The organism is Labilibaculum manganireducens, from assembly GCF_963665805.2.
Taxonomy (GTDB): Bacteria; Bacteroidota; Bacteroidia; order Bacteroidales; family Marinifilaceae; genus Labilibaculum; species Labilibaculum manganireducens.
Genome location: NZ_CAXXEE010000003.1, coordinates 3679830 through 3694279 on the forward strand (window position 1 = coordinate 3679830; position 14450 = coordinate 3694279).

At 36.5% G+C, this 14450-nt stretch carries 6 protein-coding genes; all 6 read right to left on the reverse strand.

The features are described from left to right. Positions 1 to 76: 76 nt before the first annotated feature. Complete coding sequence (locus tag ACHZAX_RS14210) at positions 77 to 4099, reverse strand: hybrid sensor histidine kinase/response regulator transcription factor (RefSeq protein ID WP_320019601.1); 4023 nt, start codon at positions 4097 to 4099, stop codon at positions 77 to 79. Between the two features lie 184 nt (positions 4100 to 4283). Continuing rightward, the gene (locus tag ACHZAX_RS14215; RefSeq protein WP_320019602.1) at positions 4284 to 5426 is read right to left on the reverse strand and encodes an acyltransferase family protein; all 1143 of its coding nucleotides are present in this window, start codon (positions 5424 to 5426) and stop codon (positions 4284 to 4286) included. A gap of 1 nt (position 5427) precedes the next feature. Beyond that, on the reverse strand, positions 5428 to 7662 hold the full coding sequence (locus ACHZAX_RS14220) for an alpha-N-acetylglucosaminidase (RefSeq protein WP_320019603.1): 2235 nt from the start codon (positions 7660 to 7662) through the stop codon (positions 5428 to 5430). Positions 7663 to 7707: 45 nt separating this feature from the next. Beyond that, the gene (locus tag ACHZAX_RS14225) at positions 7708 to 9990 is read right to left on the reverse strand and encodes a GH92 family glycosyl hydrolase (protein WP_320019604.1); all 2283 of its coding nucleotides are present in this window, start codon (positions 9988 to 9990) and stop codon (positions 7708 to 7710) included. A 114-nt stretch (positions 9991 to 10104) separates the two neighbouring features. Then, positions 10105 to 12420 carry a GH92 family glycosyl hydrolase gene (locus ACHZAX_RS14230; protein ID WP_320019605.1) on the reverse strand — a complete coding sequence of 772 codons (2316 nt, stop codon included), beginning with the start codon at positions 12418 to 12420 and terminating at the stop codon, positions 10105 to 10107. A gap of 95 nt (positions 12421 to 12515) precedes the next feature. After that, entirely contained in the window at positions 12516 to 14102 is a 1587-nt protein-coding gene (locus ACHZAX_RS14235; RefSeq protein WP_320019606.1) for a glycoside hydrolase family 28 protein, read from the reverse strand. Positions 14103 to 14450: the final 348 nt, after the last annotated feature.

Genomic DNA, 14450 nt, shown 5'->3' on the forward strand with positions numbered 1-14450 from the left:
TAAAAGCGATTCATACTTAAATATGAATCGCTTTTATTTTGAAATGTATAATTAAGAAATATTCCAAGACAGAAAATTATTGCAGCAAATTACTTGGAGGAAATCCAAATTGCTTTTTAAAGCAACGGCTAAAATATAAGGGATCGTTAAAACCAACAAGTGTAGCTACTTCAGATACATTATGACGCTTCGATTTAAGTAAGTATGCTGATTTTTTAAGTCGAATTGTTCTTATGAATTCATTAGGAGCCAAATCTGTAAGTTCCTTTACTTTACGATACAATTTAGAGGAGCTCATTCCCATCTCCAAACACAAAAGACTTGCCGTTAATTCGGGTTCACTCATCTTGTTTTCGATAAAACCAGTAAGTTTCGTCATAAATTCTTCGTCAATTGGTGAGTGAGTGAGTACATTAACATCACTGTCAACATCTTCCGAAAACTTTCCTTTCAGTTCAGCTCTGGCTTTTACAATGTTATCAATTCGACTCTTTAATAAAGAAGGGTCAAAAGGTTTCACCAAGTACCCGTCAGCACCAAGTTTGTAACCTTTAATTTTATTTTCGTTACCGGATAATGCAGTTAACAATATTACCGGGATATGACTAATCGACTCATCATTCTTCAATTCTTCACAGAACTGAAAACCATCCATCACCGGCATCATCACATCTGCAACACAAAGTATTGGTTTCATCTGACGACATACCCTCAATCCTTCTTCCCCATTTTCAGCTTCGTAAACTTTATAATAATCAGATAAATACTCAGCGATAAAATTCCTTAATTCCTTATTGTCCTCAATAACCAATATTTTTTCTTTCAGCTCTGTTGACTGAATTACTTTTTTAACTTCCGGCATTATTACCTCTTGATTACCTATTGGTTTTGATTCATAATCAAACACCTCCTGATCTTCATAAAACTCTCGGTCAATTGGTATTGCTACAACAAAAACACTTCCTTTATCCGGAAAACTCTGAACTTCAATAGTGGCTTTGTGCAACTGCACCAAAGATTGCACCAAAGACAATCCGATTCCTGAACCCGTATTTTCTTCCCGACTATGCTCAACCTGATAAAAGCGTGAAAATATCTTCTTCTGACTCTCCAAGGGGATTCCGATACCGTCGTCACTTACTTCCAAAACCAAAATTCTTGGATTCGTTTCTTTCAAACCTACAAACAGATCCACATTACCATATTTCCCTGTAAATTTTATGGCATTGGACAAAAGATTGTACAGAATCTTGTCGTACTTATCCCGATCAATCCAACCTGCAATCTTCTCATATTCACAAATTAAATTGAGATTTATTTTCTTATCCTTTGCAAATCCTTCGAACGAATTAAAAGTATTTCGGGTGTACAAAAGAATATCAGTTTTTGAAACCTTCAATTTCAGCTCTCCGGTTTGCGCTTTTCTAAAATCCAATAGCTGGTTAACTAAATACAGTAATCTGTTCGAATTACGCAATATCAGGTTCACTCTGCTTTTCTGATAATCAGTTCCTCCTCCCTCTTCTTCCAATTGCTTTGCAGGTCCGATAATTAAGGATATTGGAGTTCTTAACTCGTGCGATATATTGGTAAAGAACCGAAGTTTTTCATTGTTTAATTTCTCATCCCGTTCCCGTTTTACTTTCTCCAACAACAACTCTTGCTTTAAAAGACGACGATTTTTGAGTTGTTTTTGAACCTGATAAACAACAAAAGACAGGATAACAAGAAAAAGAAGTATTGCTTTGTAAGTCAGCCAAAATGGAGGATAAATAACGACCTGATAAGAAGACACATTACTCCAGTAACCACTGCTGTTACCAGCTCTTATCTTAAAAACGTATTCCTGAGGATACAAATTGGTATATTGAATATTTCTGGAATTATTACTTACGGTAACCCATTCCTTATCGAAACCTTCCAACATGTATTGGTATTTATTCAATCGAACATTAACGTAGGAGGGCGAGGAAAATGAAAATGAGAAGTTACGGTTGTCATAATCTAATTCTATTCTCCTCGAATAATTAATATCCTGATCCAATACAATTTGTCCATTAATGGTATCACCTGGGAAAATTTCCTTATTATTAACCTTAACCTCAGTAATAAATGGAGGATCCGAAATTAAATTATCACTTAATTCATTGGTTGAAAAGTAAATGATTCCATTTTTTCCCGTTAAATAAACAAGAGAATCATTGAACAACAAAAATCCTTTATTGCTAAAAATATCCAACCTGTTGCCACTCCCTACATGATAAATATTCAACTTATTTGTTGCGGGATTAAATCGACCTACCCTATCGTTGTTAAAATTCAGCCACAATTCTCCATTTTCACCCAATTTAATGTCTGTAATCCAATTATTGTGCAGTTCTTCCGGTGAAACAACCGGCACAAAATCATTTAGTAAAGGATCGTAGTAATTTAATCCCACAGTAGTGACAACCCAAATCTTCCCTTTGTTATCAATGCTGATGTCACGAACATCGCTAATCGATAATCCCTTTGATTCTTCTTCACTATGAACATAAGTAACCGCCTCGTTTTTTATCGGATCATACCGAATAACTCCAGTTCCTGTAGCTAACCAAATAATTCCTCCTGTATTGGAAACAGCATTATATATTTCAATATTATCCAATAAGTCCTTACACTTTAAATCAACAGTAGAATTTTTCGGATTCAATAAAACAGCCCCGTCACCATGCGAACCGACAAACAATTTGCCATTCTTTAACATGCAAAATGCCATTACCGGCACCTCATCAAATCCAACATCAATTAACTTTACTGATTTTGTAATGTAATTGTAAACCAATATATCGCCACTCCACAATCCACAATAAAATATTTTACCATCGGAAGAATAAATACTGGATATTTCCTTGTACTTATCTTGGAGTATCGAAAATTCCCTGTTTTTGTCCAAAAATAAACCATTATCATGAGTTGATACAATCAGTTGATCATCATACGTTTGAGCAAAACCACTTATTCTCGGAATTTTATCCCCTATAAACAATGAAATATCCTTACTTGTTTTAAATTGATTTTTAAACGGATCATACTTGTCCAAGCCATTTTCCGTACCGATCCATAGTATGCCTGAATTGTCAAAAAACAAAGCCGATACTAAATTGTCAACTAAAGATGTTTCTTCGGACCATACAGAATAATGCCATTGAAATTTCCCCTTAGCAATATCTTCCAAATGATCGCAAACAATCAATCCTCCAAGTGTTCCCAACCAATATCGACCATTTGGAGCACGTGTCACACAATTAAAATAGGGTCCCAAAATATCGCGAACCGAATTGTCGGGTATTTGCAGAACAACAAATTTATCTTCGTATTTATCTAAAATATACAGGCCTTCTCTAGTTCCTACAAAAAGATCCGACTTGTCATCTTGATAAATAAAATTAACATATGGATTGATTTCATTTGAATCTGCGAAAGGTAAGTTATAGGTTTTAATGTTTGAAATTGTCCGTGTGCTGTTTAGAGATATTTTTGCCAGCCCTTTATGATCACTACCAATCCAAATGCTGCCATTTTCATCCTTAAAAATTGATTTAATGTAATCAAAACCAAAATTTTCTACTTTAGAAAATGATTCTGATTTTGGATCATAAATACAAAGCCCCTGAGTTTTTGTTCCTACCCAAACCCGTTTGTATTTATCTATATAAATTGATCTTATCTCTGAATCGCAGATGCTATGCGGATTATTCTTTTCTGGTAAAAAAGTCTTAAACTGATGAGTTTTAAAATTATATTGGGTAAGTCCATTCCTAGTACCAATCCACATTTGGTCTGACTCATAGTCAATCTCCATTGCAGTTATATCATTATTCCTGATACTATTTCCTGCTCTGGAATTACTTAAATAGGATGTGAATTTATATCCATCAAAACTATTAACTCCTCCAAAAGTTCCCAGCCATAAAAGTCCCGTTTTATCCTGAACAATGTGCCTTATTGAATTGTGAGAAAGTCCATCCTCATTACTGAAATGCTCGAGATTAATATCCTCGGCATAAACCGATGAAGAAATTAAAATACAGATGAATACTATGAACCGACCACGCATTTAAAAAGTAAAAAATGAAATTAATAATAACAATATAGCTTCCAATATAACAATTAGAATAGTAAATACTGAAACCAGATCGTTAAATATAAGAGAGAAGGCATTAAACCTGTTTTCAAAACACCTAAATAATAAGCATTTACAAATTAGCAATCTACTAAGTAAATAGAGAAACGTAAACTATTTATATTTTGATATAAATACGTTTTCTGTTAAGCCACCATCCTAAGTACCAACAAAGAAACATGAATGCCAATGCTGTAATAAACGCACCAAATGGTCCTGGAAACACCATCTGAAAAATTCGTTCGCTTACCCACTCAAAAAGATCCAAACCAGAAGTAGTTCGGATTTGACGTAAAATAATATAGAACACCTCGGAAAACACATAAATAAACAAAGGGTTTTTCCCGAAAACATCGAAAAAATGAACACCAAACTTCACTTTTTTCATCTCGATAGCATAAATTAAAACAGCCATTACAGATAAGTCCAGGCCAATGGTATAAAGTGCGAACGAACTTGTCCAAAGCTTTTTTGAAATTGGGAAAACCAAATCCCACCAAAGCGCCAGTGAAGCAATCAAGAATCCAGCAATAAGCAATTTGCTTATTCCTTCGTAGGTTTTTCCCTTTTGTTGAATAAATACCCCCGCAATATATCCTGCAATCACATTAACAATAGACGGTATGGTGCTTAAAAGTCCTTCCGGATCGAATGGAATACTATCCCGCTTGTAAATATGTCCTTCTCCCAATATTGATAAATCGAAACGAGTTACTGCATTTGTTGCCATTGCCAATTCACCACCCGCTTCGCCAAACAAGTAAAGAATTCCCCAATATGCCAACAAAATAATACCCGACAAAATAAGAGCTGCTCTCTGAGAAAAATAGTAGAAGATAAGAGATGCGAAAAAATAGCATAAAGCAATGCGTTGCAAAACTCCCATTATGCGAGTTTGACTAATTGGTTTTAATCCCCAGGAACCATCTATGCCTTGTTGAAAAAATGGAAACCAATACATTAAATATCCAATCAGAAAAATAAGAACTATACGCCTGAGTATTTTTTTCCACACAAAACCTGATGATGCCAATTTTAGTTTTCCCATCGAAAAGCTCATTGCATTGCCCATGGCAAACAAAAAAGAAGGGAACACTAAATCGGCAAGAGTGAATCCAAACCAATTGGCATGAACCAAATAGGGATATAATTTTGCACCTGTACCAGGCGTATTTACAACAATCATTAAACAGATCGTTAGTCCTCTGAAAACATCAAGGGATAAAAAACGATTCGGTTTCTGATTTACTATTTCTTCCATCTTAGTAATTGTATTTTATTTCAGGTAAACGTTTAGTTAAAGGAATAATTCGCTTGTTATATTTCTCAAATAACTCTTTAGCAATTGCAGTTGAGCTTCCTTGTGGAACTATCGGGTAATCTTTTCTGGAATTTACCCATTCCCATTCCCACGTTTTAATTTCATCATCAAAGGCTTGTTGATCGAAATGTCCCCAGTTGCTATTTACATCCTTAAAAAAGTACTCCCAACGAGGTTTGTAAAAATCTGTAAATACGCCACTCCACTGCCTATTGGCATATTCATGAAGTCTGTTGCCAGCATCGCCCCAAAGTGTAATTAAATCGCGAGCATTTTGCTCGTACACTGCTTTTTCGCTTTCTGAATTTCCCCAACTTCGCGCATCAGCAATCCAAGGCCCCAGTAAAAAATCCTGACGAGTAGCTAACAAACGATCCATATCCTCTATCAATTCGATAAATTCTAAACTGTATTTTTCGAAAGCCACCCGATCGTCGTTTTGATAAGCCCTAGCAAATTCCTGTTGAAGTGGTAGTGCATAATTTGCCAAAACCTGACGTGTGAGATCTACCAAATCATACTGAAACCCATCATAAGTATCGCATTCAGGGATTGATTTAATGAATAAATCCCATGCAGGCAATAAATCTTCAGGTGCATAATTTAGCTTGGTTCTGGCCCATCTCCGATATCCGTCAAAAGTAGGTCTGGCTACAATAACAGACTCTGCTCCATCCCTAATTTCTTTCCCATTATATACCGTTTTCACCAAAACCGACCATGCCTCTATTAAGTTCTCTGTTTGTTTGCCATACCGATTCCTGATGTACTTTTTCAGCCAATCATTCAAATCAATAGGTGTATCTCTCCAGGTATTATCAGTCATCAACTCATAAAGAACTGGATTTTGCTCTATTCCTTCCATGGTCAATCCTATTCCAGCCATTTTTCCGGCATTAGAATCTGCTAAAGCTTTTGCCGGTTCTGCTGCAACAGTTTCAATGCGTCCGAACATACTGATGTTACCTCCAAAATTATGAAGCATGTTCCATATCCATTGTTTTCCATAGAAAGATTCAGTTCTTTTCCATACAGGTTCTATTTCCGTCGCCAGATCCAGAATAATCATTCTATCATCTGGAACAGCATCCAGTAAACCTTTTATCTGAGGAGCTTTCCAAAATTCACGATGACTGTAAAATAACCATCCCTGCATCACCCAAATAGCTTCTGGATCAGCAGATTTCATTCCTTCAAAAACCTTACTGCTTAAAGCTGACAAGTATTCCGGATCGTTAGATGGCGGCTCATTTTCGTTAAAGGTATCGGCAGAATACAAATGATCTGTTCCGTAAATACGGGATTGTGTTTCCAAAAATTTCTTTCCAATCTCGGCAAACAAAGGATCGTTTGCATCCAATATGTAGGTATCTTCAAAATCATTTCCCCAATTGGTTTGTTTCAAATTAGCTTTCGGGAAAAACTTCTTGAAGGAAGCTGGAACATGTCCTGTAAAAGCAGGTAAAACAGGTTTCATTCCCAATTCACGCTCACGTTTTAAAATCTTTTTTTGCAAATCCCGGTGGCTTTCCTTCCAACTCATTGGCAGCGGTCCGCCCCAAGCATCCAGATTCCCCATCCAAAACCATGAAAAATAAGAGGGGCCGCTAAAAAATGAGTCTAAATCCTCATCGGAAAAACCATAAGACCTATAAACCTCATCCCAAATATATTCCTGACCTGTAATTGCCAAAGGCATATTAATTCCATGCAAAGCCATCCAATCAATTTCCTTTTCCCATCGCTCCCAATCCCACCAGCTCATGCTGTAATTGAAGGTGCAGTAATTCAGATAATAGCGATATTCGTAGGGTGTTTTCTTATGCACCAATCCAGGTACTTTTGGCAATTGCTTAGGAAGCTTAAGGTTGGTTCCATTCCATGTTATTTGGCAATGAGCATATTCTTTCAGATAATAATACAAAGCAGAGGCTATTGATCCGCCGTTGTTGCCTCTCAAAACTATTTTATCATCTTTTGATTCTATTTCGAACCAATCGGTATCAAGAGTAGAATCAAGCTCAACAATAAAATTTGAAGCATAATCAGGTAAAATCCGTTCAATAATTGCTTCTTCCGGAGATGATTTTCCATCACTTATATCTTTATACTTACACCCTGCCAAACTTGAAACCAGTATCAGGCACATCAAAAGAGATTTTGAAATTTTTCCCATAATATAATTGTTACTAAAATCTAATTATTAAAAACACCTATTGATTTAATGGTTCGATTTTGAAGGTGGTAACAAGCTTGTCCCCCATGTTTTTGATGGCTTAGTATCCATTTCCAAAACAAGAGTTCCTCCGGCAGTGATATCGCTGTGCTCAATCCATGCCTTAGTAAATGGTTTCCCATTCAAACTTGCCGATTTAATGTATTTGTTTCTATCAGACATATTTTTTGCCACAATGGAAAAATCTTTCCCGTTTTCCTGATGAATTACAGTTTGTTTAAAATAAGGTGTATTGATCAGATAATAGGATTGCCCTGCGTTAGGATACAAACCCATCATATGAAAAGCCAGCCATGACGACATAGCACCGGAATCATCGTTGCCTGGAATGCCACTTCGTGTACTGTTGTAATGTGTATCAATAATTCTATGAATCTGATCATTGCTTAAGTCAGGTCTGCCAATCCAATGATACAAGTTTGGGCTCAAAAATGAAGGTTCATTGGCTACATTGTAATATTCCCGGTCGAAAAAAGTATCCAGCCTTTTTCTAAAAGCTTCTCTGCCACCCGATTTTTCAATCAACATAGCTACATCATGAGGAATTGATAAGGAGTATTCCCATGAACTGGCTTCATAGAAAAAGCCACACCACCAACACACACAATTTGGCCAATCCTGAGCAAGAGGTGTATAGGGAATATAATCAACTCTGCCATTGTTCGCATTGCATTGAATGCTGTCAACCCAATTTCCTTTGGCATCTTTTGGCATTATGAATCCGTGTGATCCATTGTCTTCAATGTCCCGCCATAAATTTTGCCAGTTATCAGACTGTTTTATGAACCGCTGATACTCTCCCTTTCGCTTTATTCCTTTTGCTACTACTGCCAAACAATAATCGTTGTATGCATATTCCAAGGTTCTATTTCCTGCCCTTACAAATCTGTTTGATACATAGCCCAAACGGTTGTAGTCTGTTAAGCCTCCCCGTCCTTCTTTTTCTTCATTTCCTCCAGGTGCAAAATCAGCATCTTTAAGCATTGCCTTTAATGCTAATTTATAATTGATCCCCTGTAAACCTTTTGTGAAAGCATCTGCAATTACAACTTCTCCATTCGATCCTCCTTGTGTTCGACCATTGCAATTGCCACTTCGTGCATCCGGCATATAGCCGTCGTGCTTGTAAATCTGAAGCATGGCGTTTACAATATCTACTTCACGTGATGGAGAAATTAAGGTAATGAGTGGGCTTGAGGAACGATAAGTATCCCATATGGCATAAAAGTCATCGTAATAAGGTGTATTGTTTTCCCACAAAGGATTTTCACCAGTTCGGTCAACAGGCATTAACATGGTATGATAAAGAGCCGTGTAAAACATGGTTTTCTGATCGTCTGTGGCATTTTTATCAATCTCAATTCTTTTTAGGATATCTTCCCAGCGAGCTTCTGTTTCTGCTAATGTTTTATCAAAATCCCAATGAGGGATTTCTTTATTTATATTATCGCGCGCTTTTAAAGTACTGACAAATGAGATGCCTATTTTCATTCGAACCGAACTTTCTTTAAGATCATCAAAAAACATCATGGCTCCGGTTTTTTCTCCTGAATCAATTTGAAGTTTCTCGTTTGGGAATAGTTTATTATTCTTCCAGGTTGAAAAATGGCTGAAAGGTTGTTCGAAAACAGCCGAAAAATAAACTGTGTAGGCACTTCCATTGTTCCATCCACCACGAATACGTGAATATCCCCGAATTTCAACATCTGAAACTACTTCTATCTCCGAGCTCACAAATTGCTGTGCTTCCCGATCATCAGGGATAGACGATTCGCCTAAAAATTGCCCCAAATCAATTTTAACGGCCTTTTTACTTTCAGTCTCGAATGAAAATTGATAAAAAGCCACTTTAGGTGACGTGGTTATTTCTGTCTGAATATTCCATTTATGAAGCTGTACACTATAATACCCCAGTTCCACAATTTCGTCGGTGCGCAATGATTCCTGAGTAATTGACTCAAAATCCCCGGAAAAAGGCATGACTGAAATATTACCATATTTTGCTCCACCGCCGGTTCCACTTACATGAGTCTGACTGAATCCGTAAATAGGTAAATCTAAATCCGGAGAGTAACCACTGTTTGCAGCTTTTTTATTATCGGGACCAGGTTTTATCATTCCATAAGGACAAGAAGGTCCAATGAAAACATTTCCCAATCCTTCCACTCCTATTTTCGGATCGACAAACTTGTATTTTTGCGCTGTCAATAATGATGTTTGAATCAATAGTACAACTACAAGTAACAGGGTATTTCTAAACAAGCTCATTAGCATGAATATTAAATAGATAATTTCATCTTTTTATTTTATAAAACAGATACTTTATTGATTATATCTGCATGTCTTTTCATTTTAATTAGTTCTACTAATTCTGAATTATTCCTAATCAGAATATTTTTCCTGAAGCATTGAAAATGGCCGGTCATTTATACCAGTACCCCATTCCATATTGGGTTTTGAACCCATTTTAAAATCAAGAACACCACCTTTACGAATATCGAAATGATTGAGATAAGTTTTTGACGTTTCAACACCATTAAACTTAACTCTTTGAATGTAATTTTTCCCGGAAGTAGCACCCGGAGCATTTAACACCAACTCTTTTCCATTCTCAAATGCAATAGTTATTTTATCGAAATGAGGACCTGAAATAACATATTCGGGTACCGAAGGACACACAGGATAGAATCCCATTGCTGCAAAAACATACCATGCCGACATTTGTCCGGCATCGTCGTTTCCACTCAAACCTCCAACACCTGTACTGTATTCAGTATTCAAAATTTTTGTCACCAACTGTTGAGTTTTCCAAGGCTGTCCTGAATAATTATATAAAAACGATATTTGATGACTTGGTTCGTTGCCATGCCAATATTGTCCTGCGCTAAAAAAGAGATCTAAATTGTTATTAAATGCTTGCCGTCCTCCCATCAGATTCATTAGTCCTGCCACATCATGGGGTACATACCATGTGTATTGATATGGCGTTCCTTCAGTTATATATCCTTGGCGAATATATTTATCGAAACCTTTAACAAAGCTTCCATCAGCATATTTTCCGCGAACACAGGAATCATTGGTACTGTATACATTTTTATAATTTGAAGCCCGTTGATGCAGTATTCTTGCATGATTAAGATCTCCTTTCTTACCCGCAATCTGTCCCAATGCAAAATCGTCGTAAGCGTACTCCAATGTTCGGGAAACCTGCTCATTATTATGAAACGATTCAAATACCATATCCTCCAAAGGAATGTATCCATATTTTAAATAAGATTTTAGAGCACGACGACCTTTACCTCCTTCGTACTCTTCATCTGTTTTTGGGGAAGTAAATGCATTCTGTAATAAATATGAATATTGCTCTTCCGAAAGATCAATCACTCCCTTCATATAAGCATCAGATAGTGCAGCGATAACATGATCACCTATCATAGCAGATGTGTAACTGTTCCAGCAGGGAAAAATAGGAAGCCAACCTCCTTGTTCTGCCTTTTGCAAAAGGCTATTCATCATATCGGCATTTGTTTTTGGAATCAACAAACTAAACAAAGGGTGGGATGCACGGTAAGTATCCCATATGGAAAAATCGACAAAATAATCTCTGTCTCCTGAATTCATGATCTGCTTTCCCCCAGCAAAACTAACGTATGAGCCATCACAATCGTTAAATATTCTTGGTTGCAAGAAACTATGATACATAGCGGTATAAAACTTCACTTTGTCATCTTCGTTTGTTCCTTCAACTGTTATTTTCGAAAGAATATTTTCCCATTCATCGCGAAGCTTACTTTTTACTTCTTTAAAATCAAGTTTTCCTGTTTCTACTTCTAAATTTTTGCGGGCCTGTTCTATACTTGTAAATGATGTTCCAACTCTTGCATAAATCTTCTCGTTTTTTTGAACTTGGAAAGTAACATACGCACCCAAATCTTTTAAATCAGAAACCTGCGTTTCCATTTCAAACAATTCTGATCCCTGATAAACACCGTAACGTTCAAAATCACCACTAAACTGAACAACAAAATACCCACTGAATCCGGCCTCTTCTCCCAATCCCTGATAAATTCGATGCACTGGATTATAACCAATTATTTCGTTGGATTCGGGAAGTACACGCACGAATCCTTGTCCCTCATCACTATTCGGATTTACAACAATATGGGCTTCCCCTTCTTTTTCGAATAGAAATTGAAATAATCCGGAACGCTTTGTGGCTGTAACCTCAGCTTCAATATCATAATCGTCTAAATGAACCTGATAAGAATAAGGTGTTGATTTTTCGTTATCGTGAGAAAATTTAGAGCCCCGAACTGTTGGCAGACATTTTAAATCACCCGAAATTGGCATAATCGTCATACTTCCATAATCCTGAACACAAGAACCACTTAACCAATGACTTCCCCTGAATCCCTGAAAAATGGAATCTGTATAATAGTACGGAGCCTGACACTTAGTTTCACTTGCACGGGTTTGCGGTGTCCAATTAGTCATTCCGAAAGGAACTGTAACATAAGGAACTACCTGCGAGTTATTTTCCAAACCATGACCATGTTCTATTGCACTAATTGTTGCAGCTGGAGCTGTACCGATTAATGGATTTACAAATTTCACAAATTTTGTTTCATTTTGCGGAGTTTGGCAACCAATCAGCAACAGGCCTAACAAGAGTGACTTTACGGATAATTTTTTATTCATTTACTATTTATTTGAACGGCATTAAGACATCGGTAGATGCTATAAAATCAAACCGTTACTATTCTAATCAATCGTTTAGTTTATTGATGGATTCTTTAATTTAACAGCTTCCTAATCAACAATTTGGCATCATTATCGGCACTTAGACCCTTTGTCTCTTTTAGGATAATCTGCTTTTTATCTGCTTTCTGCAGATTAATATTTTTAATTTCAATATCGTCTGCCTGATCGAAAACCATGGCTGGACGATAATCTTCTTCATTCAGGTTCATTCTTACATTTTTGAAAATGATTCCCTTTGCATGACGAACATAAAATCCCCAGGCTGGTAATTCTCCAAACATGGAAAACTCCGGATACCCTTTTATTTCTTCAGGAACTTGATTTAACCGGCTAAGTGGTACATAAGCCATTCCTTTTGAAGCTTTACCCGGACATGTAATTTCAACATTCTCAATCAGCACATCTTCCACACAAAATCCTGGGATACCTGTAATGGATGACGGAAGAGGATTGTGAAAGAAATTAACAGCAGGTCCACGCATATCGTAATTGATATCGGGTCGTTCAAAAGGAACTTGAACTTTAATGTCATGAATATGTATGTTCTTTATTGAGCCAGGAATTTCACCATCGCGATGTCCTAAGCGAATAAAAATAGCGTTCCCTGTATTTACAGCATCAATATTAGATACTTCAATGTTTTCTATTGCTCCCCCATCTACAGATTCTATAGCAATTGCCGATCGGAAAGTATCGTATATTTTAATATTTTCTATTTTCACATTTTTGAAACCACCATAGGATGCAGTTCCAAATTTTATTGCACTGGCACTACTTCGAACCGTGCAGTTGGCAATATAAATACTGTCATTACAAAAATCCGGATAATAGGATTTCAAGCAAATGCCATCATCGGCAGAGTTGATATTGCAATTTGTTATTTGAACATTTCGGCAATCGGTAATGTCAATTCCGTCGTTATTCCAGTAAGCACGGTTTACAAGCTGTAAACCATCAAGACTTAAATTCCTGCATAATTCAAACGAAAGTCCCCAACAAGATGCATTACTTAATTGTAAATCAGATATTGCGACATTATTACACATTGAAAACCGAAACAATTTTGGGCGGGCCGTTTCGTTCGGTCGCATTCTTCGGTAATTGTATTTAGGATCAACAATTACACCGGCATGATGCAGGCTATCGATATTCAAGGCTAAAGCTCTGCCTTGTCCATCTATTTTTCCTTTTCCTGAAATGGTAAAATTATTGGCTTTAAAAGCGACCAGCAATGCTATTTGCGAGTTATCATCTTTTTTTTGTGATTCTGGTCTTCCAAGCATTTCAACCTGAGGATAATCCATAGGATTGGTACTTCCCAATAAAATGGCTCCTTCTTCCAAATGAATATTCACATTTGATTTCATGACTAAACTTCCTGATAAAAAATTACCCGCGGGAAAAACGATTGTTCCTCCTCCTTTTTTGTTGACTTTTTCAATTAAGGATTGAATTGCATTTGTGTTTAAAGTCTCCCCATCACTAATTGCTCCAAACTCAGTTACAAAATATTCCTTATCCTTTCCTTTTGCCGATGATTCAAAACAAGTAACCAAAGCAAATAACAAGAGTATAGTAATCAACAAGTTTTTCAATATATGATGTAATTTAGTCTCCATAATTCTTAAATCTACTCCTTAAGTTTCTGTTCGTAATCTCACCGAATTCTGTAATTATATTTCCTGACTTTTTTCAACGGGTTAACATCTGCAAAACATTTCACTTTTTGAGCAAATAGTACAAATAGAGAAGTCTCAAAATTACAAGCAAATCATTCTCTACTTATGGACAAATCATGACGAAACATGGAATTTAGGGTCAATCGGGTATTTCTCCGGTCTCTATCTATTGTGAAGTAAAAACGGACAGGCACAAACAGCCTGCCCGTTTTAATCTTTCTCCAATATATTCGGTTTTACACTAGCCTAAGTAAAACCATATAAGTTGGACAGTTTCCCTAAAAAAGA

What these genes read in the sequence shown, in the direction of transcription:
- ACHZAX_RS14210 (WP_320019601.1), bottom strand. Translation starts at nt 4,099, where the DNA reads ATGCGTGGTCGGTTCATAGTATTCATCTGTATTTTAATTTCTTCATCG.
- ACHZAX_RS14215 (WP_320019602.1), bottom strand. Translation starts at nt 5,426, where the DNA reads ATGGAAGAAATAGTAAATCAGAAACCGAATCGTTTTTTATCCCTTGAT.
- ACHZAX_RS14220 (WP_320019603.1), bottom strand. Translation starts at nt 7,662, where the DNA reads ATGGGAAAAATTTCAAAATCTCTTTTGATGTGCCTGATACTGGTTTCA.
- ACHZAX_RS14225 (WP_320019604.1), bottom strand. Translation starts at nt 9,990, where the DNA reads ATGAGCTTGTTTAGAAATACCCTGTTACTTGTAGTTGTACTATTGATT.
- ACHZAX_RS14230 (WP_320019605.1), bottom strand. Translation starts at nt 12,420, where the DNA reads ATGAATAAAAAATTATCCGTAAAGTCACTCTTGTTAGGCCTGTTGCTG.
- ACHZAX_RS14235 (WP_320019606.1), bottom strand. Translation starts at nt 14,102, where the DNA reads ATGGAGACTAAATTACATCATATATTGAAAAACTTGTTGATTACTATA.